Annotated in this window: 19 protein-coding genes; 9 read left to right on the top strand and 10 right to left on the bottom strand. The window is 62.4% G+C overall.

The window, feature by feature from the left end; genetic code table 11:
• The first annotated feature begins 34 nt into the window (after positions 1-34).
• The 3 genes from ggt (at position 35) to M1D68_RS15340 (ending at position 3,725) form a co-directional block, all read left to right on the top strand.
• Complete coding sequence (ggt, locus tag M1D68_RS15350) at positions 35-1,762, top strand: gamma-glutamyltransferase (RefSeq protein ID WP_434559563.1); 1,728 nt, start codon at positions 35-37, stop codon at positions 1,760-1,762.
• Positions 1,763-1,831: 69 nt separating this feature from the next.
• Positions 1,832-3,052, top strand: coding sequence for a helix-turn-helix domain-containing protein (locus M1D68_RS15345; protein ID WP_457967491.1), 1,221 nt, complete (start codon positions 1,832-1,834; stop codon positions 3,050-3,052).
• A 34-nt stretch (positions 3,053-3,086) separates the two neighbouring features.
• Positions 3,087-3,725 (top strand): Vgb family protein, encoded by a 639-nt coding sequence (locus tag M1D68_RS15340; protein ID WP_457967489.1) that lies wholly within the window; start codon positions 3,087-3,089, stop codon positions 3,723-3,725.
• A gap of 106 nt (positions 3,726-3,831) precedes the next feature.
• Here the strand turns inward: M1D68_RS15340 and M1D68_RS15335 are convergent, their stop codons facing one another.
• A complete protein-coding gene (locus tag M1D68_RS15335; RefSeq protein WP_434564123.1) occupies positions 3,832-4,719 on the bottom strand; it encodes an EamA family transporter in 888 nt (295 codons plus the stop codon).
• Between the two features lie 361 nt (positions 4,720-5,080).
• On the opposite strand from M1D68_RS15335, the gene M1D68_RS15330 reads away from it, so the two are divergent.
• Positions 5,081-6,169, top strand: coding sequence for an SMP-30/gluconolactonase/LRE family protein (locus M1D68_RS15330; RefSeq protein ID WP_457967487.1), 1,089 nt, complete (start codon positions 5,081-5,083; stop codon positions 6,167-6,169).
• Positions 6,170-6,303: 134 nt separating this feature from the next.
• Here M1D68_RS15330 and M1D68_RS15325 read toward each other — a convergent pair whose 3' ends face one another.
• Complete coding sequence (locus tag M1D68_RS15325; protein WP_420765898.1) at positions 6,304-6,744, bottom strand: hotdog fold domain-containing protein; 441 nt, start codon at positions 6,742-6,744, stop codon at positions 6,304-6,306.
• A 162-nt stretch (positions 6,745-6,906) separates the two neighbouring features.
• Here M1D68_RS15325 and M1D68_RS15320 point away from each other — a divergent pair, with 162 nt between their 5' ends.
• A complete protein-coding gene (locus M1D68_RS15320) occupies positions 6,907-7,524 on the top strand; it encodes a TetR/AcrR family transcriptional regulator (RefSeq protein ID WP_434606514.1) in 618 nt (205 codons plus the stop codon).
• A 4-nt stretch (positions 7,525-7,528) separates the two neighbouring features.
• Here M1D68_RS15320 and M1D68_RS15315 read toward each other — a convergent pair whose 3' ends face one another.
• The 4 genes from M1D68_RS15315 to M1D68_RS15300 form a co-directional block, all read right to left on the bottom strand.
• Positions 7,529-7,912, bottom strand: coding sequence for a DUF1850 domain-containing protein (locus M1D68_RS15315; RefSeq protein WP_434648100.1), 384 nt, complete (start codon positions 7,910-7,912; stop codon positions 7,529-7,531).
• Positions 7,909-9,936 (bottom strand): TRAP transporter permease, encoded by a 2,028-nt coding sequence (locus M1D68_RS15310; RefSeq protein ID WP_457967484.1) that lies wholly within the window; start codon positions 9,934-9,936, stop codon positions 7,909-7,911. The genes M1D68_RS15315 and M1D68_RS15310 overlap by 4 nt, the downstream gene beginning before the upstream one ends.
• A gap of 78 nt (positions 9,937-10,014) precedes the next feature.
• Positions 10,015-10,968 carry a TAXI family TRAP transporter solute-binding subunit gene (locus M1D68_RS15305; protein ID WP_434559551.1) on the bottom strand — a complete coding sequence of 318 codons (954 nt, stop codon included), beginning with the start codon at positions 10,966-10,968 and terminating at the stop codon, positions 10,015-10,017.
• 95 nt (positions 10,969-11,063) lie between these two features.
• Positions 11,064-12,074 (bottom strand): LacI family DNA-binding transcriptional regulator, encoded by a 1,011-nt coding sequence (locus tag M1D68_RS15300; RefSeq protein ID WP_434564122.1) that lies wholly within the window; start codon positions 12,072-12,074, stop codon positions 11,064-11,066.
• Between the two features lie 174 nt (positions 12,075-12,248).
• Between M1D68_RS15300 and M1D68_RS15295 the strand changes: the two genes are divergently transcribed.
• From M1D68_RS15295 to M1D68_RS15285, 3 genes are all read left to right on the top strand, one after another.
• On the top strand, positions 12,249-13,424 hold the full coding sequence (locus M1D68_RS15295; protein ID WP_457967481.1) for a Gfo/Idh/MocA family protein: 1,176 nt from the start codon (positions 12,249-12,251) through the stop codon (positions 13,422-13,424).
• 59 nt (positions 13,425-13,483) lie between these two features.
• Complete coding sequence (locus M1D68_RS15290; protein WP_457970743.1) at positions 13,484-14,500, top strand: sugar phosphate isomerase/epimerase family protein; 1,017 nt, start codon at positions 13,484-13,486, stop codon at positions 14,498-14,500.
• Between the two features lie 250 nt (positions 14,501-14,750).
• Entirely contained in the window at positions 14,751-15,983 is a 1,233-nt protein-coding gene (locus M1D68_RS15285) for a nucleoside permease (protein WP_445572033.1), read from the top strand.
• 18 nt (positions 15,984-16,001) lie between these two features.
• On the opposite strand, the gene M1D68_RS15280 is transcribed toward M1D68_RS15285, so the two are convergent.
• Positions 16,002-16,658 carry a polysaccharide lyase family 7 protein gene (locus tag M1D68_RS15280; protein WP_420765906.1) on the bottom strand — a complete coding sequence of 219 codons (657 nt, stop codon included), beginning with the start codon at positions 16,656-16,658 and terminating at the stop codon, positions 16,002-16,004.
• A gap of 248 nt (positions 16,659-16,906) precedes the next feature.
• Between M1D68_RS15280 and M1D68_RS15275 the strand changes: the two genes are divergently transcribed.
• Complete coding sequence (locus tag M1D68_RS15275; protein ID WP_420765907.1) at positions 16,907-17,242, top strand: hypothetical protein; 336 nt, start codon at positions 16,907-16,909, stop codon at positions 17,240-17,242.
• An 85-nt stretch (positions 17,243-17,327) separates the two neighbouring features.
• On the opposite strand, the gene M1D68_RS15270 is transcribed toward M1D68_RS15275, so the two are convergent.
• The 3 genes from M1D68_RS15270 to M1D68_RS15260 all read right to left on the bottom strand — a co-directional run bounded on the left by M1D68_RS15270 (position 17,328) and on the right by M1D68_RS15260 (position 20,445).
• The gene (locus tag M1D68_RS15270) at positions 17,328-19,091 is read right to left on the bottom strand and encodes an L-lactate permease (RefSeq protein ID WP_434559547.1); all 1,764 of its coding nucleotides are present in this window, start codon (positions 19,089-19,091) and stop codon (positions 17,328-17,330) included.
• A gap of 219 nt (positions 19,092-19,310) precedes the next feature.
• Positions 19,311-19,646, bottom strand: coding sequence for a DUF6124 family protein (locus tag M1D68_RS15265; protein ID WP_434559545.1), 336 nt, complete (start codon positions 19,644-19,646; stop codon positions 19,311-19,313).
• A 418-nt stretch (positions 19,647-20,064) separates the two neighbouring features.
• On the bottom strand, positions 20,065-20,445 hold the full coding sequence (locus tag M1D68_RS15260; RefSeq protein ID WP_420765910.1) for a RidA family protein: 381 nt from the start codon (positions 20,443-20,445) through the stop codon (positions 20,065-20,067).
• Between the last annotated feature and the right edge of the window lie 95 nt (positions 20,446-20,540).

Raw genomic sequence — 20,540 nt, 5'->3', positions numbered from 1 at the left:
CGATCCCGACCCTAAAACAAGAAGAGACCGACTCATGAAGTTCCAATCCCTGGCCCGGACCCTCGTCGCCACCTCGCTTTCCCTTTACTGTCTGACTGCCCACGCCGCGTCCCAGGCCCCGGTTGCCGCCGAGAACGGCATGGTGGTGACGGCCCAACACCTGGCGACCCATGTCGGCGTCGATGTGCTCAAGAACGGTGGCAATGCCGTTGATGCGGCAGTGGCGGTGGGCTACGCCCTGGCGGTGGTTTATCCCGCGGCGGGTAACCTGGGGGGTGGCGGTTTCATGACCTTGCAGATGGCCGACGGCCGCAAGACCTTCCTGGATTTCCGTGAAAAAGCCCCCCTGGCCGCCACGGCCGACATGTACCTGGACAAGGCAGGCAACGTCATCCCCGAGCTCAGCACGCGCGGCCATTTGGCGGTAGGCGTACCCGGCACCGTGTCTGGCATGGAACTGGCGCTGAAAAAATACGGCAGCAAACCCCGGGCGGAATTGATCGCGCCGGCGATCAAGTTCGCCGAGGACGGTTTTGTCCTGGAACAGGGCGACGTGGATCTGCTGGAAACCGCCACGGATGTCTTCAAGAAAGATGCGCGCGATTCCGGCGCAATCTTCCTGCACAACGGCGAGCCGATGCAGGTCGGCCAGAAGCTGGTGCAGAAAGACCTCGCCAGGACCCTGCGGGAGATTTCCGACAAGGGTGCCGACGGCTTCTATAAAGGCTGGGTCGCCGATGCGCTGGTGACGTCCAGCCAGGCCAACAAAGGCATCATCACCCAGGCCGACCTGGACAAGTACAAGACCCGTGAACTGGCGCCGGTCGAGTGCGACTATCGCGGCTATCACATCATTTCCGCGCCGCCACCCAGTTCAGGTGGCGTGGTGCTTTGCCAGATCATGAACATCCTCGATGGCTATCCGATGAAAGACCTGGGTTTCCATTCGGCCCAAGGCATGCACTACCAGATCGAAGCCATGCGTCACGCCTATGTCGACCGCAACAGCTACCTGGGCGACCCGGACTTCGTGCAGAACCCCATCGATCATCTGCTGGACAAGAATTACGCCGCGAAACTGCGCGCCGCCATCGAGCCGCAGAAAGCCGGCGACTCCCAGAAGATCAAGCCCGGCGTGGCGCCCCACGAGGGCAGCAACACCACCCATTATTCGATCGTCGATCAATGGGGCAACGCGGTCTCCGTCACCTACACCCTCAACGACTGGTTCGGTGCCGGCGTGATGGCGAGCAAGACCGGGGTGATCCTCAACGATGAAATGGATGACTTCACCTCCAAGGTCGGCGTGCCCAACATGTACGGCCTGGTGCAGGGCGAGGCCAATGCCATCGCGCCCGGCAAGGCGCCGCTGTCGTCCATGAGCCCGACCATCGTCACCAAGGACGGCAAGACCGTGATGGTTGTCGGCACGCCGGGCGGCAGCCGCATCATCACGGCGACTTTGCTGACCATCCTCAACGTGATCGACTACGGCATGAACTTGCAGGAAGCCGTCGACGCGCCGCGCTTCCATCAACAGTGGATGCCGGAGGAGACCAACCTGGAAACCTTCGCGGCGAGCCCCGATACCCTCAAGTTGCTGGAAAGCTGGGGCCATAAGTTTGCTGGGCCGCAGGACCCCAACCACATCGCCGCGATCCTCGTGGGCGCGCCGTCGTTGGGCGGCAAGCCGGTGGGCAAGAACCGTTTCTACGGTGCCAACGACCCGCGTCGCAACACGGGGTTGTCGTTGGGCTATTGACCGTTCAACGAGGGATCAGGCTGCGCGGGTCAGTGGAAGAGAGCGCCCTTGCCATGAAGGTCATTGACCGTGGATGAGGCGATTGGCGCGGCGGCGCGCGCATTGGCGGCTGGTGATCCGGTGGCGGCGCTCAATCGTGTCGCCCTGCGCAATGATGCCCCGGCCCTCGCGCTCCGCGGCATCGCCATGGCGCAGTTGGGGGACCTGGAAAAAGCCAGGAGCCTGTTGCGCCGGGCAGGTACGGCCTTCGGATCCACGGACGCCGTGGCACGGGCGCGCTGTGTCGTGGCCGAAGGTGAAATCGCCTTGGCCTCTCGTGACCTGTCCTGGCCGTCGAAACGCCTCGACGCCGCCCGTACGGTGCTCGAAGCTCACGGCGATCGGGCCAACGCCGGTCATGCACGGATCATCGAGATCCGCCGCCTGTTGCTGATCGGTCGACTCGACGAGGCGCAACTCAAGCTCATCGACCTGGAGCCCGCCGGCCTGCCGTTGGCGTCCTGGGCGGTGTGCCAGTTGGTGGCCGCGGGAATTGCCATGCGGCGGCTACAAGCGCAAACCGCCCGTGAGGCTTTGGAACGGGCCGGGCAAGCCGCGCAACAAACAGGGATCAGCGCGTTGAACGGCGAAATCGACAACGCCTGGCGGATGCTGAGTACGCCCGCAGCCCGGCTGATCGCTCGAGGCGAAGAGCGTTTGCTGGTGCTGGAGGAGGTGCAATCGCTGCTGGCCGGCCCGGCGCTGGTTGTAGATGCCTGCCGGTTCGGTATCCGCTGCGCGGGCGTCCAGGTCGTGCTTGTACGGCGGCCGGTGCTGTTTGCCCTGGCCCGTGGGTTGGCCCAGGCCTGGCCCGGCGATGCGTCGAGGGAAGCGCTCATGACCCAAGCCTTTGGTTTGAAATTGACGGACGAGACCCATCGCGCCCGGTTGCGGGTTGAAATGGGACGGTTGCGAGAGGCGCTGCGCCCAATGGCTGGCGTAGTCGCAACCCGGCGCGGTTTCAGGTTGTCGCCACACCATGCTCACGAAGTCGTGATCCTGGCGCGGGTCGTTGAGGAACCCCACGGGGCGGTGCTGGCATTGTTGGCGGACGGTGAAGCCTGGTCCAGTTCGGCCCTGGCGCTGGCCTTGGGCTCCAGCCAGCGCAGCGTGCAAAGAGCCTTGGAAAACCTGGCTGCTTGCGGCAAGGCGCAGTCGTTCGGTCGCGCACGGGCCCGGCGCTGGATAGTACCGTCAATGCCCGGATTCGCGACCGTATTGTTACTCACTGCAGTGCCGTTCGATGGTTAGGATGCAAGCACACCCACCGATGAGGCGATGTGAGATGAAACGTTCAGAGGCACAAATCCTGCGTGAATACGGCCCGTTCCCTGGCGTCGATTGCGTCCACGGCGTGAGCCATGACGGCGAGCGCGTCTGGTTCGCCTCGGGCGAAAAGCTTCACGCCTACGATCCCGCCAGTGGCCAAACCGTGCAAACCCTCGACGTCCCGGCGAACGCCGGCACCGCGTTCGATGGCCAGCATCTGTTCCAGATCGCCGGCGACAGCATCCGCAAGATCGATCCGCGCACTGGCCAGGTACTGGCGACGATTCCGGCGCCCAACAGTGGCGATGACTCCGGGCTGGCCTGGGCCGAAGGTTCGCTCTGGGTCGGTCAGTACAAGGCGCGCAAGATCCTGCAGATCGATCCGGCCGACGGCAGGATTGTGCGTACGATCGAATCCAACCGTTTCGTCACGGGCGTGACTTGGGTCGATGGCGAGCTGTGGCATGGCACCTGGGAAAACGACGATAGCGAATTGCGGCGTATCGATCCGCAAACGGCGCAAGTACTGGAAAGCGTGACGATGCCGCCGGGGACCGGCGTGTCGGGGCTGGAGTCCGACGGCGCGGACCGATTTTTCTGCGGCGGGGGTGGCAGCGGCAAGGTAAGGGCGGTGCGTCGGCCGGCTCGAGATTGAACGACCTGCACAGCCCGCCCGTGGCGAGGGAGCTTGCTCCCGCTGGACCGCGCAGCGGGCCCAAACTCTTTGGGCCTGCTACGCACTAGAGCGCCAGTCAATCAGTTCAATCGTGTGCAGCCACCGGCGCCTTGACCCGCTCGGCCTTGCGCCAGGTCAGCAATACGATGCCGGTCACCACGATCGCGCCGCCCAGGATCTGCCCCGGGTTGAGCATCTGGTCCAGTACCAGCCAGCCGATCAACAGTGTCGCCAGCGGCTCGATGTTCATCACCGGGGCGTTGCGCGGCATGTCCAGGCGTGGCACGCACATGAACAAAACGATGAACCCCGTCCCATAAAGCACCACCAGGGTGGCGAGCGCGAACCAACCGGTGCTGCTGGCGGGCAGGTCGAGGCCGCCGGGCAGGGCGCCGGTCAGGCCGGCGAGGTTGACGCTGCTGAACACAATGAAAATCGTCAGCAGGCTGCGCACCGATCCGCGCACTTGGGACAACTTGTGATCGGTGATCCACAACGCACAAGCGAAGACGCACGCGGCGCAGAAGGCCAGGCCAACCCCCAACAACCACTGCGGGCCGACGTCTGCCTGGGAGGCCAACCGCGTCGGCACTTCCAGCACGAACACCAGACCCACCAGGATCATGCCCATCAGTGCCGCCGTCCGGGCGGTGGGGCGCGGGCCGCCTAGGGCCCAAGTCAACAGGGCCAGGAGGATCGGGAACACGTTGCCCACCAATAGCGCCAGCGCCACCGGAACCCGGGCCACGGCGGAATACAGGCATAGGCTCTGGGCGCCGATCAGCACGCCCAGCAGCAACTGCCAGCGCCAGGCGCCGGCGGGCAAGCGAAGGCTTTGCCGTTGCCACAACACCATCGCCGCCAATACCAGCAACGTTCCGCCCGAGCGCAGCAGGATCGCCAGCAGCACGCCGGCGCCATCATCGAACGCCGCCCGCGCGGCGACATGGTTGCCGGCAAAGGCGCACCCCATGCAAAGCAGGACAAGCACGGCGATATGGCGGGGAAAGGGAACAGGGGTATTGGATGCGGCGGTGGAGCGGGTCATGGCAGGACATCTCAAAGGGGAGTGAATTAAGCCCTTCAAAGGGCTTTTTGATTTTGTTGTCGTACAACCTGGGTCGGATTTTTACCCCATATGGCAGGAGCGAACAAGCCTGGCGCAAACCCTGATTCGGTGCAGATCAGTAATACCGGCGTGTTCAAGGCGGTTTCGCATCGTCGAGGATCAGGCCGCAAGTCCCATGATGTCACCGTGTTTAACACCTTGTACGATGTCCTATCAGGGAGTAAAACAATCTTCCCCGTCCAATAATAATTAACGGAGACGTACGATGGATGCTTCGCAACCTGCAACCGCCGATCAGGGGCGCCGGATTTTCCTGAAAAAATCCCTTGTGGTCTCGGCCGCCGCCGCGACGCTGGGAAATCTTCCCGGGCTCGCCCAGGCCGCGCCTCTGAGCCAGCGCTATCCAGACCCTCTGATCAATATCCTCGACCCCAGCTTCATGGACTTGCGCATCTTCAATGCCAGCGTCGAGAGGCTCGCCGATGGCTTGCGCTGGGCGGAAGGGCCGGTGTGGATCGGTGACGGTCGTTACCTGCTGGTCAGTGACATCCCCAACAACCGCATCGTGCGTTGGGACGAAGTCACCGGAGGTTTGTCGGTGTACCGCGAGAACTCGAACTTCTCCAATGGCATGTGCCGCGATCGCCAAGGACGGTTGCTAGTCTGTGAGGGCTCGACCACGTCCACCGAAGGGCGGCGTATCACCCGTACCGAACACAACGGCACCATCACCGTGCTGGCCGACAGTTTCGACGGCAAGCCATTGAATTCGCCGAATGACATCGTCTGCAAGCGGGATGGCTCGATCTGGTTCACCGACCCGCCGTTCCAGACCGGCAATAACTATGAGGGGCATAAAGTCACCCCGGCGCAGCCCCACGCGGTGTACCGGATCGACGGCGCGACCGGCAAGCTCAGCCGGGTGATCGACGATTTGGCGGGGCCGAATGGCTTGTGCTTTTCCCCGGATGAAAAAATCCTTTATGTGGTCGAAGGACGGGCCAAGCCGAACCGTCTGGTCTGGGCGATCACGGTCAAGGACGACGGCACCCTGGGCGAGCGACGCAAGCATATCGAAGGGCTCGACTATGCGGCCATCGACGGCATCAAGTGCGACGAGAGCGGTAACCTCTGGTGCGGTTGGGGCGGGAATGGCGACCCAAAGGCCGACCTGGAGAAACTCGACGGCGTGCGGGTATTCAATCCCGAGGGCAAGGCCATCGGGCACATTTCGTTGCCGGAACGCTGCCCCAACGTCTGCTTCGGCGGGCGAGAAGGCAACCGGCTGTTCATGGCCGGCAGCCACTCGCTGTACTCGCTGTTCGTGAACACCCGAGGAGCCACCTTCGCCTGACCCTCAGGCACCACCAATGACTGGCTGGGGGCTTGAGTTGCCATTGCGATTGCTGAGCAATCGAGCGGGAGCAAGCTCCCTCGCCACGAACATCTAGCTTTCATCGATAAAGGGCGTCCCCGACGCCCTCGATTTCAACCCAACTTCACGTTCATGGTGATCTGCGCCGTGAATACTTTCTTGCCCTGCGCATCATGAATGTCCACCGGCACGACCTTGTCGCCTTCGGTCTGCCAGTCCACCTCGTCGCCGTTCGCGACCGCCGTCACGTCGCTCTTGGCCTTGGCCAGGTATTGCACGGTCATGCCTTTAGGAATCCACCGGGCGCCGTCGGGGATGGAAACGTTGGTCATCATGCCGGCGGCCAGCTCGGCGGCGTTGCACATGGCGATGGCGTGGACGGTGCCCAGGTGATTGGTGATTTCCTTGCGAAACGGCACCTGCACGGTCGCCGCGCCCTGGCGCAACTCTGTGACCAGCGGGTTGATAGTGGAAAAGTACGGTGCCATCTGACAGGCCATTTTGCTGAAAGCATCCGGACCTGCGCTGTTGAACATACCGAGAACCTGATTCATGTGAAGCCTCGCTGACAAGTGGGGTTACGGATTAGTGTTCTAATACAGAATAATATTCTGTAACGGAACGGTATTCTGTCGGCGGCGAATCTGTCAAGCTGTGCCCACTTCGTCACGGGCAGCCAGTGCCCGGTCCCATCCAATAAACCGGTTATGCCAAGCATGGAAACAGCAGATCTACTCGAACGCGCCTTCCCCGGCAGAAGGGCTGAACTCAAGCGCGATATCTTTCGCAAGGCCCTGGCGCTGTTCAACGAGCAGGGCATCGAGGCAACCACCATTGAAATGATCCGCACCGAATGCCAGACCAGCGTCGGTGCCATCTACCATCATTTCGGCAACAAGGAAGGCTTGGTGGCGGCGCTGTTCTTCACCGCCCTGGACGATCAGGCGCGTTTGCGCGAGCAATATCTGTCCGAAGCAACCACCGCCGAGCAGGGCGTGCAGGCGTTGATCCATAGCTACGTCGATTGGGTGGACAGCCAACCCGAATGGGCGCGTTTCCAGTATCACGCGCGCTTTGCGGTGACCAAGGGACCGTTCAAGGACGAACTCGCCAGCCGCAACACCTCACGCAACGGTCAGCTTTGGCAGTGGTTGAGCGCGGCAGAGCAGGGCGAGGCGCTCAAGCGCTATCCCGCCGAGTTGATGTTTTCGTTGATCATCGGCGCGTCTGAAAGTTATTGCCGGGCATGGCTGGCGGGGCGGGTGCCCTCCAGCCCGAAGGCTCACCGGGCGCTACTGGCGCAAGCGGCGTGGCGCTCCATCAGCGGCGACTGATTGATCACAGCGGGCAGCTCCATAATTCCACGGCTGGTCTTTGCGCGTCGGGCGGCCCCAGCCAATGGGCCATCGGCTGGCAATGGCCGTCATCGCACAGCTGATAATCCCCGGCCTGGGGGGCGCGGCCGAGCCTCAGCGGTTGCAGGGGCGGCAGCGAGCGATGGTATCGCCAGCTGCCGTTCTCCAAGCGTGCGCCTTCGGGAATTTCCATGCCGGCGCCATTGCCCTTGACCCTGGCTTCACCCAGGATCAGGCCCTGTTCGCTGACCCGGTAGTCCTCCTCCCAGCGGATCTTCTCGATGGTGTGATTCCACGCCAACGTAAACTCGCTGAGTTCAAGTTGCGCCCAGACCACGCCGGACAGGCCCAGGCACAAGCCAATCACGCCAAGGCCCGCCCGACACGCCGGGCGCGCCAGAGGTGTTGCCCGATCAACAGCGCACCCAGGGCGAAGCCGATTTCATCGGTCAGCGGCAGGGCAACCACCAGCAATGCACCGGCGGCGAAGCACATCAGACGCTCCCAAATGGGCATTTTCTGTTGCATGTAACCGGTAGACGCCATGCCCCATAGGCCGATTGCCAGCAACGTCTTGACCAGCATGTAGGCAGTCATCCACAGGTTGTCGCCCTGGAGCATCAGCGCCGGGTTGTACACCGTCATGAACGGAATGACGAAGCCGGCGAGGGCGATGCGCACCGCCCAGAAGCTGATTTTCAGCCCGCTTTCCCGGGCAATGGGCGCGGCGGCGAAGCAGGCCAGGGCCACGGGCGGGGTCAGGTCGGCGAGGATGCCGAAATAGAACACGAACATGTGCGACACGATCAGCGGCACGCCCAATTCCAGGAGCGCGGGCGCTGCAATCGAACTGGTGATGATGTAGTTCGGAATGGTCGGGATGCCCATGCCCAGCACCAGGCAAGTGAGCATGGTCAGCAGCAGCGACAAGAACAGGTTGTCCTTGCCGATCGCCAGGATGTAACCGGCGAAGGTGGACGCCACGCCTGTCAGCGACACCACCGCGATGATGGTGCCGACCAAGGCGCAGGCGATCCCCACCGGAACGGCGTGCCGAGCGCCATCCACCAATGCGTGCAGGCAGATGACCAGGGTTTCCCGAGTGCCTTTCATGAACCAGCAAGCCACCACCAGCACGCCGATCACCGCGAACACGATGCCGATGCCCATCCGGAAGAATCCGACGCACAGAATGCCCAGCGCGACCCAGAAGGCGCAGCGCAAGGCGTAGCTCGAGACTTTGAGGATGATCGCCGAGCCGAGAATCACGATGGCCGTCAGTGCCAGCCCGACCATGCCGGAAAACAACGGCGTGCGTCCGGAAAACAGCAGATACACCAGCACCCCCAGCGGGATCAGCAGGAACCAGTTTTCCTTGACCGCGCCCCAGGCGCTCGGGCATTGATCCTTGGGCAGGCCCTTGAGGTCGGAGCGCTTGGCTTCCAGGTGTACCATCCAGAACACCGAGCCGAAATACAGGCACGCCGGGATCAACGCGGCCTTGGCGATTTCCACGAACGGCACGTTGATGGTCTCGGCCATGATGAACGCCACCGCGCCCATCACCGGCGGCATGATCTGGCTGCCCATGCTCGACGTCGCTTCCACGCCGCCGGCGAACGCCGCCTTGTAGCCAAAGCGTTTCATCAGCGGAATGGTGAACTGCCCGGTCGTCACCACGTTGGCGATACCCGAGCCGGTGATGGTGCCCATGAGCGCCGATGACACCACCGACACCTTCGCCGGACCGCCAAGCTTGTGACCGAACAGGCCCATGGCGAAATCGGTGAACAGCTTGATCATGCCGGCCTTTTCCAGGAAGGCGCCAAACAGGATGAACAGGAAAATGTAGGTGGCCGATACGTAGGTCGGCGTGCCGTAGAGCCCTTCGGTGCCGAAGGACAGTTGGTTGACGAGCTGATCGACGCCATAGCCGCGATGGGCCAGGTCGCCTGGCAGGTGTTCGCCGAACAGGCCATAGGCCAGGAACAGGCCGCAGATGATCGGCAGCGCGATGCCCATCACTCGCCGTGCCGCCTCGAACACCAGCACGATCAGGACGACGCCGACGACCATGTCGGCAGTCGTCAGGTCGCCGGAGCGCTGGATCAGGTCGGCCTCGAACACCCATTGATAGAGTGCCGTGGCCATCCCCGCCAGCCCCAACGCCCAGGCCAGGGGTTGCCATGGCCTTTGCTTGCCGTGGGCCGGGTAGCTCAGAAACACCACCCACAGCAGAAAGCCCACATGCACCGCCCGCAACACAATGCTGGAAACCGGTGAGAAGGCTGCCGTGATGATTTGAAAGATGGAAAACAGCAACGCCACGTAGAACAGCGTCTTGGGCCAGTCCCGCGGGTCCGTGGCGATGCCGTGCTGGTCTTCACTCATGAGATGCCTGCCTGTTGTCGACTTGCGGATGCGAAACGCAATGCTGCAACGGCGCCGAGCGCCGTTGCAGTCCAGGGGCTATAGCGCGCCCACTTCCTTGTAGTAGCGCTCGGCACCGGGGTGCAGGGCGATCGGCAGGTTTTTCGCGGCGTTCTTCAGCGAGATGTCCTTGGCCGCTGAATGGGAGGTGCTCAGGCGGGTGAGGTTGTCGAACATCAGCTTGGTCATTTGGTAGGCCACCTCATCCGGGACATCCTTGTGTGTCACCAGGATATTGGTGATGGCCACGGTGGGCACGGCCTCAGCCTGGCCGTCGTAGGTGTTGGCGGGGATCATCGCGCTCTGGTAGGCCGGGTTGCCGATTTTTTCCACCACGTCGGTGGGAATCGACACGTAGTTCAGCTTCATCGTTGACGCCAGGTCACGAATCGCCGCCATGCCCAGGCCAGAGGATTGCAGGGTGGCGTCCAGTTGGCGGTTCTTGATCAGGTCGACCGACTCGGCGAAGGGCAGGTATTGGACCTTCATGTCGTTGTAGGTCAGGCCGGCCGCCTTGAAGATCGCCCGGGCGTTGAGTTCGGTGCCGGATTTAGCCGCGCCCACGGAGACGGTTTTGCCCTTGAGGTCTGCCAGGGTCTTGATCCCCGATTCCTCGCTGGCAACGATCTGGATGTAATTGGGGTAGGCGCCCGCAATCGCTCGCAGTTTGGTGAGCGGTGCCTTGAAGCCGGCATCCTCCACGCCGTTTTTCGCATCGGCGACCGAGTCGCCCAAGGCCAGCGCCAGCTCCCCGCGCCCGGCTTGCAGCAGGTTGAGGTTCTCCACCGACGCCTTGGTGGCCTGGACCGACGTTTTGGAGCCCTCGATGCCGCTGCTGTAGATCTGAGAAAGCCCGACCCCGATCGGGTAATACACTCCGCTGGTGCCCCCGGTCAGGATGTTGATGAACACCGGTGGAGCCGCATGAGCGGCGGTGGTGACCGCCAAGGCTGCGGCGGCGGCCAGGAAGGTGAAGCGCTTGTTGACTCGCATTGGGAACTCTCCGTCTTGTTATGGCTTTATGCAGAGTCCCCCCACTGTAGTCGAAACGTGCTTGATGGCGAATAGGCAGTTAACGGTATGTCGGATTAAACAAAGTGGCTGCCTGGGGCCGCGCTGCTGCCGCGCACGGTCAGCTCGAACGGTAGGCGCACGTGTCGCTGGGTGATGGGCTTGTTCTCGATCAAGGCGATCAACATGTCCACCGCTTTCTGGCCGAAGGTTTCGGCCGGTTGGGAGATGGTCGTCAACGGCGGGTCGCAATACGCGGCAAACGGAATGTCGTCAAAACCCACCAGGGAAATATCCTCGGGCACCCGCAACCCCGTCTGCTTGATGCGCTTGAGCGCGCCGATGGCCATTTCGTCGTTCTCGCAGAACAGCGCGCTGGGGCGTTCGGTCAAGGCGAGCATTGTCCCGGCTCCTTCGTAGCCGGCCTTGAGAGTGAAATCCCCGTGGCAGATCAGTTCAGGTGCAAGGGCGATACCGGCGTTGCGCAGGGCGTCCTGGTAACCGGCCACACGGTCCAGGGTCAGAGGGCTGCTGCGCGGGCCTTTGATGATGCCGATGCGCCGGTGGCCAAGCCCGATCAGGTGCTCGGTCATGGCGCGCGCCGCGCTGCGGTTATCCAGGCTGATGGTCGGGTAGGGCGCGTCCTTCACCACTTCGCAGGCGTTGACCAGCGGTAGCGCGTCGGTGCCAGGAGGCAGGGAGACGAAGGGGTCGCCGGCGCGCAATTGGATCACGCCGTCCGCCTGATGGGCGTAGACCAGGGCAGCGAATTCCTGCTCGATGGCTTCGCGGCCCTGGGTGTCGCACAGCAGCAGCCGATAACCGGCCGCTTGCGCCGCTTGTTGGGCACCGCTGATGACGCGGGCGAAAAAAGTGTTGGCGATTTTCGGCACCAGGATCACCAGGTTGCCGGTACGTCGGGAGCGAAACTGCACCGCCATCAGGTTCGGTCGATAACCGGCTTGCAGCACGGCTGCGTTGACCTTGTCCCGCGTCTGGGGCAGCACCCGCTCCGGGGACTTGAGTGCTCTGGACACGGTTGCCACCGACACGCCGGCCAGCCGGGCCACTTCACGGATATTGGACAAATTCACCTCGATTCGGCGCCTTGAAAACAGGCATGACCGCGAGCTTACCGCAGGTTCGATAGCTGACAAACGCTCATCGGCGATGCAAGGGGTTTGACACGGGGCAAAACCGAGCCTAGATTCCCGTCATGATGTAACCGGTTACATCAACGATCCGGACAGAAGAGAGTCGCGATGAATCCTGTAGCACCCAGAATAAGAATGGGCTTCGTTGGCGGTGGGGAGGGCGCGTTCATCGGCCAGGCCCATCGCCAGGCGGCGGGCCTGGACGGCGGTTTCGAGCTGGTGTGCGGCGCGTTCAGCCGCGACCCTCACAACAATCGACAGACCAGTGCGGCCCTGGGGCTCGCCGCGTCCCGTTGTTACCACGACTGGCAGCAGATGCTCGATGCTGAAGCGTTGCTGCCGCTGGACCAACGCATGGAATTGCTGGTGATCGTCACGCCCAATCACCTCCATGCACCGATAGCCAGCCAAGCGTTGAAAGCCGGTTTCCACGTGTTCAGCGAGAAACCCGCCGCGCTGAACCTCAAGCAGTTATTGGCCCTCAAGGACGTGTTGCAAGGCAGTCGTTGCCTCTACGGCCTGGCCCACACCTACCTGGGTTATCCGATGGTCTGGCAGGCCCGTGAGATGGTTCGCTCAGGCCTGATCGGCAAGGTGCGCAAAGTATTCGTCGAGTACCCCCAAGGCTGGCTCAGCCAGGACGTCGCCGCCCAAGGCAACAAGCAGGCCGAGTGGCGCGATGATCCGGCCCAGTCCGGGTTGGGCGGTTGCATCGGCGACATTGGCACCCATGCGTTTTCCCTGGCGGAGTTCGTCGCGGACCAACCCATCCAGCAACTCTGCGCCAACCTGGGCACCCATGTTCCGGGGCGGCAGTTGGACGATGACGCAGCGATGCTCTTCAAGATGAAGGACGGCGCCACCGGCGTGTTGCTGGCCAGCCAGGTCTGCACCGGCGAAGAAAACCCGCTGAAGATCCGCGTCTATGGCGACAAGGGCGCGCTGCAATGGCGCCAGGAAGAGCCGTCGAGCCTGATCTACCGCGCCTTCGACCAACCGCTGCGCATTCTGCGCGGGGGTGTCGGCCAGCCTTGGCTGTGCGAGGCGGCGACTCAGCGCATGCGTCTGCCGGCGGGGCATCCGGAGGGTTATCTGGAGGCGATGGCCAACCTGTACGGCGATTTTGCCCGGGCCATTCGGGCGCGGGTGGAAGGGCCGGACGTTCCTGGCGTACCCGGCATCGAGACCGGTTTGCGCGGCATGGCGTTTATCGAGGCGGCCCTCATCAATCACCGGGGCGACACAAAGTGGACCGCGCTGGAAACCGGAGAATCGCGGCTGTGATTACACACGACCACACACCAGGCGGCCTGCGCGGGCCGGCGATCTTCCTGGCGCAGTTCATGTCCGATGAAGCGCCGTTCGATACCCTGGCGGACATCGCCCGATGGGCCGCCTCACAAGGCTACAAGGCCATCCAATTGCCGACCCTGGGCACGCGTTACATCGACCTGGCCCGGGCCGCCGAGAGCCAGGATTATTGCGATGAACTCACGGCCACCTGCGCGGCGGCCGGCGTCGAGATCAGCGAGTTGTCGACGCACCTGCAAGGGCAACTGGTGGCGGTGCATCCGGCGTTCGACGCGCTGTTCGATGACTTCGCCCCGGCCCACCTGCGCGGCCAGCCCCAGGCGCGCACCGAGTGGGCCATCGAGCAATTGAAACTGGCGGCTCGCGCCAGCCAGCGCCTGGGCCTGAAGGCCCACGCGACGTTTTCCGGAGCTTTGTTGTGGCCCTACATGTACCCGTGGCCGCAGCGGCCCAAAGGACTGGTCGAGCAAGGTTTCGCCGAACTGGCCCGGCGCTGGCTGCCGATCCTCGACTGCTTCGACGCGGCCGGCGTGGACCTGTGCTACGAGATCCACCCTGGCGAAGACCTGCATGACGGCGCCTCGTTCGAGCGCTTCCTGCAAGCCGTCGATCATCACCCACGGGCCGCCATTCTCTACGACCCCAGCCACCTGCTGCTGCAACAGATGGACTACCTGGGCTTTATCGACCGCTACCACGGGCGCATCCGGATGTTCCACGTCAAGGACGCCGAATTCCGCCCTGACGCCCGCTCCGGTGTCTATGGCGGCTACCAGGGCTGGGTGGACCGCCCCGGCCGGTTCCGTTCCCTGGGCGATGGGCAGATCGACTTCAAGGCGATTTTCAGCAAGCTGACCCAATACGGCTTCGACGGCTGGGCGGTTTTGGAATGGGAATGCTGCCTGAAGGATTCGCAACAGGGGGCGGCCGAAGGCGCGGCGTTTATCCAGCGGCACATGATCACCAGGACGGCCAAGGCGTTCGATGATTTCGCCGGGGTCACGGCGGATGGGGCATCCAATCGGCGGTTGTTGGGGTTGTCTGGGTAACGGCTGATCGCAGAAGCCTTGTGACGAGGGAGCTTGCTCCCGCTGGGTGGCGAAGCCGCCCCAAATACAATGTTCCAGGCAGACCGCGTTGCCTGGTTTTACGACTGCTGCGCCCGAAGCATTGGACCGGCCGAGCGGGAGCAAGCTCCCTCCCCACAAAAGCAGGCCACAAAAGCAGGCCACAAAAGCAGGCGGCAACAGCAGCGCACGACTTTGTTTCAACAAAAACAACAACAAGACGGTGACGGTCATGACGACGATGTACGCACGCCTCAGCACGATGATGTTCCTGCAATTCTTTATCTGGGGTGGCTGGTTCGTCACCCTCGGCACGTTCCTGTCCAACACCCTGGGCGCCAGCGGCGAGCAGGTCGGCAGGGCCTTCGCCACCCAGTCCTGGGGCGCGATCATCGCGCCGTTCGTGATCGGCCTGATCGCCGATCGCTACTTCAACGCCGAGCGCATCCTGGCGGTGTTGCACCTGGTGGGCGCGGTCTTGTTGTACCGGTTGTATTCGGCGGTGGACTTCAGCGCGTTCTACCCGTTCGTGCTGGCTTATATGGTGATCTACATGCCGACGTTGGCCCTGGTCAATTCCGTGGCCTTCCGGCAGATGCGCGACCCCGCGCTGGAATTCTCGCGGATTCGAGTCTGGGGCACCCTCGGTTGGATCCTCGCCTGCGTGGTGATCAGCTATGCGTTCGCCTGGGATTCGCGCGAGTCGATCTCAGCGGGCGGCCTGCGCAATACTTTCCTGATGGCCGCGGTTGCTTCGCTGGTCCTCGGGCTCTACAGCTTCACGCTGCCCGCCACGGCACCGCTCAAGGAGCAGGCGAGCACCAGCGGCATCAAGCAGTCCCTGGGGCTCGATGCGTTGGGCCTGCTCAAGGATCGCAGCTACCTGGTGTTCTTCATCGCCTCGATCCTGATCTGCATTCCCTTGGCGTTTTATTACCAGAACGCCAACCCGTTCCTGGCCGAAACCGGGATGACCAACCCGACGGCGAAAATGGCCATCGGGCAAGTCTCCGAGGTGCTGTTCATGCTGCTGTTGCCGCTGTTCATCCAGCGCTTCGGCATCAAGTTGGCGTTGCTGGTGGGCATGCTGGCGTGGGCGTTGCGCTACGTGTTGTTTGCCTATGGCGATAACGGTGAGCTGGCATTCATGCTGTTCATCGGCATCGCCCTGCACGGCATCTGCTACGACTTCTTCTTTGTCTCGGGGCAGATCTACACCGACGCCAAGGCGCCCAAACACCTGCGCAGCTCGGCCCAGGGCTTGATAACCCTGGCGACCTATGGCGTGGGGATGTTGATCGGTTTCTGGGTGGCGGGGCAGGTGACCGATCACTTTGTCGTGGCAGGCGGGCACGATTGGAAAAGCATCTGGCTGTTCCCGGCCGGTTTTGCGCTGGTGGTATTCGTGTGTTTCCTGCTGACCTTCAGTGGTCGGCAAGGGGTCGTGGCACCGTCCGAGGCATGAGCAAGGGCAGAACGTCAGTCACTTGTGACTGACGCTCAGCTTGGTGTACGTCACTTTCCCGCCTTCGTTGGAGTAACCCTTGTTGTCCAGCGTGTAGACGCCGGCCTTGAAATAGAAGTCGTAGCCGTACCAGGACTTGTCGAGCTTCACCTTTTTGCCACTGTTGCCGATCAGCACCGAGAGCTGGCCTTGCTTGTCCATCTGCAGCGTATAGGAGAAGGACTTGTTCAACGGCACCTTGGGCACGGTGTAGATCACCGGGCTTTTCTTGTCCTTGGGCTTGACCCGGTATTCCACGTCAATGTTGCCGGTGCCCTTTGCATAGCGGTAAACCAGTTTCAACAACGGCGTCGGCGCATTCTTGGCGTGAATCTGCGCCACCACTACACGGCCTTCCGAAGGCACCTGGTTGACCGTCAATTCACCCTTGAGGGTGTTGACGCCACTGTTGTAGCGCCAGTTGCGGTGTTTCCCGTCCCGGCTGGTTTCCCGCAGTTCTGAGCGCGGGTAATCGCTGTTACCGGTATGAGAGCCGGTGACGGGGGCCCAGAAGACAATCCTCTGGCCGTTATTGTCGAAATACTTGTTTTTCAAACTCGGCATGGCTTTGGTCGCCACGACCTGCGCGGGCGTTTGCACCGGCAGGGTGACGCTCCAGACCGTCACGTCAATCATGATGAAACCCTCCAACGGGACCGGCCGCTATCTGGCGGCCGTCAAGACAAAAAACAGCCTTCCGTGGCGTAGTCTTGATGTTATCGACGAGGGCGTGTTTCGCTGGAGGCGTACCTGACGGATGGCTCTGTGATAAGCCCCTCAGGCCGAAAAACCGGGCAGGTAATCCTGTGTCATTTTGTTGCTGATCGGGTAGAGTACGCGCCGCCCGAGAGATGGATCCCGGGCGTTTTCCCATGGAGCGTCAAATGAACCACCTCAGCAAAGTTGTCGCCTGCGCACTGTTCGGCCTGGTCCTGGCGGGTTGCACCGGCACCCCGATGAAGACCCAGCAATACGACAGCAGCCAATACACCGTCGTCGGTCACAGCGAAGCCAAGGCCACCGGCCTGCTGCTGTTCGGCGTGATCCCGATTCGCCAGAACAACCGTTTCGTGCGCGCCCAGAACGCAGCGATCCAGGCCAAGGGCGGCGACGCCATGATCAACACCCAAGTCCAGGAAAACTGGTTCTGGGCCTGGGTCCTGACCGGTTACACCACTTCGGTGTCCGGTGATGTGGTCAAGCTGAAGAACGTTCAGTAAACCCAAGCGTTAAAGGTAGGCGAGCTTACCTATGGCGAGGGGATAAATCCCCTCGCCACAACAGCCCCCGATCATGCCTCCTCTTTCAGCGTCCTCCCACCACCATGTGACTGAACGGCGCCACATACGCCTGCAATGTCACCAACCCGCCCACCAGAATCGCCAGTACCACCGAGTGGAAAAACACGTAGCGCAGGATTTCTCCTTCGTGGCCGTACCACCGTGTCGCGGTGGAAGCGACCACGATCGACTGGGCGTCGACCATCTTGCCCATCACCCCGCCTGAACTGTTCGCGGCAGCCATCAGCACCGGGCTGATCCCCAGCTGTTCCGCCGTGACCCGCTGCAGACCGCCGAACAGCACGTTGGAAGCGGTGTCCGAACCGGTCAGCGCCACGCCAAGCCAGCCCAGCAGGGTGCCGAACATCGGATAGAAGATGCCCGTCGCGGCGAACGCGAGGCCCATGGTGGCGTCCAGGCCCGAATAACGCGTGAGGAAACCCAACGCCAGCATCGCCACGATGGTGATCAGCGAATAGCGCACCACCCAGAGCGTTCGCAGGTATTGGCGCACCAGTTGCGGGATGGAATAACCCATCAGCAAGCCTCCCACGATTGCCGCCAGGAAGATGCCACTGCCGGTGGCGGTGAACCAGTTGAACTTGTAGACCGCTTCCTCGGTTTTAGGCTGGGGCACTACGGGCGGGACTTTTTCGATCTGTTGGTGGATGGTGCCGAAGGTCAACAGCGGCGAGAAGATCGGATTCGCCTCGCGCATCGGCTTGCCTTGGGGGTCGAGCCTGGCCGATTGCGTCTGCGGGTCGATGGCGGGGCGGGTGTCGAAAATGTTCTTGAAGCCCTGGGTGCCCCAGGCGAATACGAACACCGTGAGGATGATCCACGGCATCCAGGCGCGCAGCACGGCGGGTCGAGCGTCATTGGAAAACGCGGCGCTGGCCACTGGTGTTTGTTGTTCGCTGGCGTCAATCTTCGAGTCGTCGTGCCGGCCGGTCAGCGCCGCCGAGGTGTGAATCGTGGCCGGTTTCCAGATTTTGAGAAAACCGGCCAGGCAGGCCATGGATATCAGCGCGGCAATCACGTCCACCAGCATCGGCCCGTGGTAGTTCGACACCAGAAACTGCGGAATAGCGAAGCTGACCCCGGCCACCAGGATTGCGGGCCATACTTCTAGCATCTTGCGCCAGCCGGCGAACGCCCAGATCAGCCAGAACGGTACGATCACCGAGAAGAACGGCAGCTGCCGGCCGACCATCATCGACAGCTCCATCTCATCCAGCCCGGTGACTTTGGCCAGTGTAATGATTGGGGTGCCCAGCGCGCCGAAGGCCACTGGCGCGGTGTTGGCGATCAATGCCAGGCCCGAGGCGGCCAGCGGCGAAAAGCCCAGCCCGATCAGGATCGCCCCGGTTACCGCCACCGGCGTGCCAAAACCCGCCGCGCCTTCGAAAAACGCGCCGAAACAAAAGGCGATCAACAGCAACTGCAAGCGGCGGTCATCGGTGATGCGCGCCAGGGAATCCTGCAGGACCTTGAACGAACCGTTCTCGGTGGTCAGTCGGTGCAGGAAGATAATGTTGAGCACGATCCAGCCGATGGGCAGCAGCCCGTTGGCCGCGCCATAAAGCGCCGCTGAACCGGCCATGTCGGCGGGCATGCCGAAGGCGAAAATCGCGATGAGCAACGCCGAGGCCAGGGCATACAGCGCTGCCAGGTGTGCCTTGACGTGAAAGAACGCCAGGGACGCCAGCATCACCACCACCGGGACCGCCGCCAGGAACGTCGACAGCACCGCATTACCGAAGGGATCGTAGACTTGTTGCCAGACCATGTTCCACCTCTGCTTTTTATTGTTGGAAGCGCAGGCCCCGGGGGGATTGGCAGAGAAGTATAGGCGGGGATCGGGGGACGGGATTGGAACCTGTTGGCCCCGCCTACCCATTGTGGGAGCGAGCTTGCTCGCGATGGCGGTGGGTCAGTTGGAAGTAATGCTGACTGTGCCACCGCCATCGCGAGCGGGCTCGCTCCCACAGGGTTTCGGGGGAGGGGGCTATCGCGCTTCGACGTTTTCCAGCGCGCGGTTGGCGAGCATCGCGCCCAGTTCGATCAACTGCAGGATGCCCAGGGCAACGTGTCGTCGCGAGCCGTCCAGGTCGAACGCCAGGTCGTTGATCATGGCATCGGCCGAGGCGAGGGTTTCGCTGAGGTTGGCGAGCAGGGCTTCGGTGTCGATGCCTTCATTCACGGTGAACAGCCGGCCTGGGTCAGTTTTCGATTGGCTGGACTTGGGCTTGAGGTAGAAGTCGAGGGCGCGGTCGGCGGCTTCGTCTAAGTCTTTCGAGTCGGCTGGATCGGTGTCGGGAGGGTTGGGGGTTACTTTGAACATAGTGAAGTTCTCATGTGGAATTTAGAGAAGCTTTCGCCCTCGCTACCAAACGAAGGGTGGCGGCCATACGAAGGTTGGTAGACCGGTCCACATGAACACCGGCGCGCCCGAAGACGCCCTACGCATGGCCACCATTGATACAGATGCGCAAGGGCACCCCAAAAGTGAAGCTGTGCGTCATGTAGAAGCCGGGCTACCAAACCCGATCGCTGATGTTCAGCGACCGAGCAACAGTAAAGCCCGGCCCCAAGGCGCACAAGCCGGCGGATTCTGGCGTAGTTGTAGGTAAGGGCGCAAGGCGACGTAGCCCGAACCCGAAGGATCCTACAACCGAATAAACACAGCCCTCTGTAGGCTGAAAAGATGGGTTAACACAGAACCCGCCACAAAAGCACCTCGCTTGTTTGAGGTGTGCCGCTCAGCCCTTCGCCGCCATCGCCGTCACTTCCACCCGCATCCCTTCAACCGCCAACGCCGCCACGCCGACAGCCGCGCGCACGGGCCAGGGCTTGGCAAAAAAGCGTTTGTAGACTTCGTTGAAGGCCGCGCGGTCGGCCATGTCGGTGAGGTAGATGGTCAGGTGCAACACGCGGTCCATGGAACTGCCGGCGCGTTCCAACGCGGTCTTGAGTGCCTGCAACGTGCATTCGCTCTGCGCCGTGATATCGCCCAGTTCCAGGCTGCCGTCGGCGCGGGTGGGGATTTGCGTGGAGACCAGCAGGCCGCCGAAGCCGGCGACGTCCGAAGAGATGGAGTCCGTGTCCGGGTCGGGAGTGAACGTGATGTCTGGGTTCGCCATGGAAGTCTCTTGCTCGTAAAAGAAAAAAGGCCAGTCACTTCAAAGCGACTGGCCCGCCAGTTTAGCGCCGATTATCGAGCTGTCAGCGATTTCCG

The sequence above is a fragment of the Pseudomonas sp. R4-84 genome (assembly GCF_054130985.1).
The sequence above is the reverse complement of the archived record's forward strand: the minus strand, read 5'-3'. Positions and strand labels throughout refer to the sequence as shown.

What these genes read in the sequence shown, in the direction of transcription:
- ggt (WP_434559563.1), top strand. Translation starts at nt 35, where the DNA reads ATGAAGTTCCAATCCCTGGCCCGGACCCTCGTCGCCACCTCGCTTTCC.
- M1D68_RS15340 (WP_457967489.1), top strand. Translation starts at nt 3,087, where the DNA reads ATGAAACGTTCAGAGGCACAAATCCTGCGTGAATACGGCCCGTTCCCT.
- M1D68_RS15335 (WP_434564123.1), bottom strand. Translation starts at nt 4,719, where the DNA reads ATGGGGTGCGCCTTTGCCGGCAACCATGTCGCCGCGCGGGCGGCGTTC.
- M1D68_RS15330 (WP_457967487.1), top strand. Translation starts at nt 5,081, where the DNA reads ATGGATGCTTCGCAACCTGCAACCGCCGATCAGGGGCGCCGGATTTTC.
- M1D68_RS15325 (WP_420765898.1), bottom strand. Translation starts at nt 6,744, where the DNA reads ATGAATCAGGTTCTCGGTATGTTCAACAGCGCAGGTCCGGATGCTTTC.
- M1D68_RS15320 (WP_434606514.1), top strand. Translation starts at nt 6,907, where the DNA reads ATGGAAACAGCAGATCTACTCGAACGCGCCTTCCCCGGCAGAAGGGCT.
- M1D68_RS15310 (WP_457967484.1), bottom strand. Translation starts at nt 9,936, where the DNA reads ATGAGTGAAGACCAGCACGGCATCGCCACGGACCCGCGGGACTGGCCC.
- M1D68_RS15305 (WP_434559551.1), bottom strand. Translation starts at nt 10,968, where the DNA reads ATGCGAGTCAACAAGCGCTTCACCTTCCTGGCCGCCGCCGCAGCCTTG.
- M1D68_RS15295 (WP_457967481.1), top strand. Translation starts at nt 12,249, where the DNA reads ATGAATCCTGTAGCACCCAGAATAAGAATGGGCTTCGTTGGCGGTGGG.
- M1D68_RS15290 (WP_457970743.1), top strand. Translation starts at nt 13,484, where the DNA reads ATGTCCGATGAAGCGCCGTTCGATACCCTGGCGGACATCGCCCGATGG.
- M1D68_RS15285 (WP_445572033.1), top strand. Translation starts at nt 14,751, where the DNA reads ATGACGACGATGTACGCACGCCTCAGCACGATGATGTTCCTGCAATTC.
- M1D68_RS15280 (WP_420765906.1), bottom strand. Translation starts at nt 16,658, where the DNA reads ATGATTGACGTGACGGTCTGGAGCGTCACCCTGCCGGTGCAAACGCCC.
- M1D68_RS15275 (WP_420765907.1), top strand. Translation starts at nt 16,907, where the DNA reads ATGAACCACCTCAGCAAAGTTGTCGCCTGCGCACTGTTCGGCCTGGTC.
- M1D68_RS15270 (WP_434559547.1), bottom strand. Translation starts at nt 19,091, where the DNA reads ATGGTCTGGCAACAAGTCTACGATCCCTTCGGTAATGCGGTGCTGTCG.
- M1D68_RS15265 (WP_434559545.1), bottom strand. Translation starts at nt 19,646, where the DNA reads ATGTTCAAAGTAACCCCCAACCCTCCCGACACCGATCCAGCCGACTCG.
- M1D68_RS15260 (WP_420765910.1), bottom strand. Translation starts at nt 20,445, where the DNA reads ATGGCGAACCCAGACATCACGTTCACTCCCGACCCGGACACGGACTCC.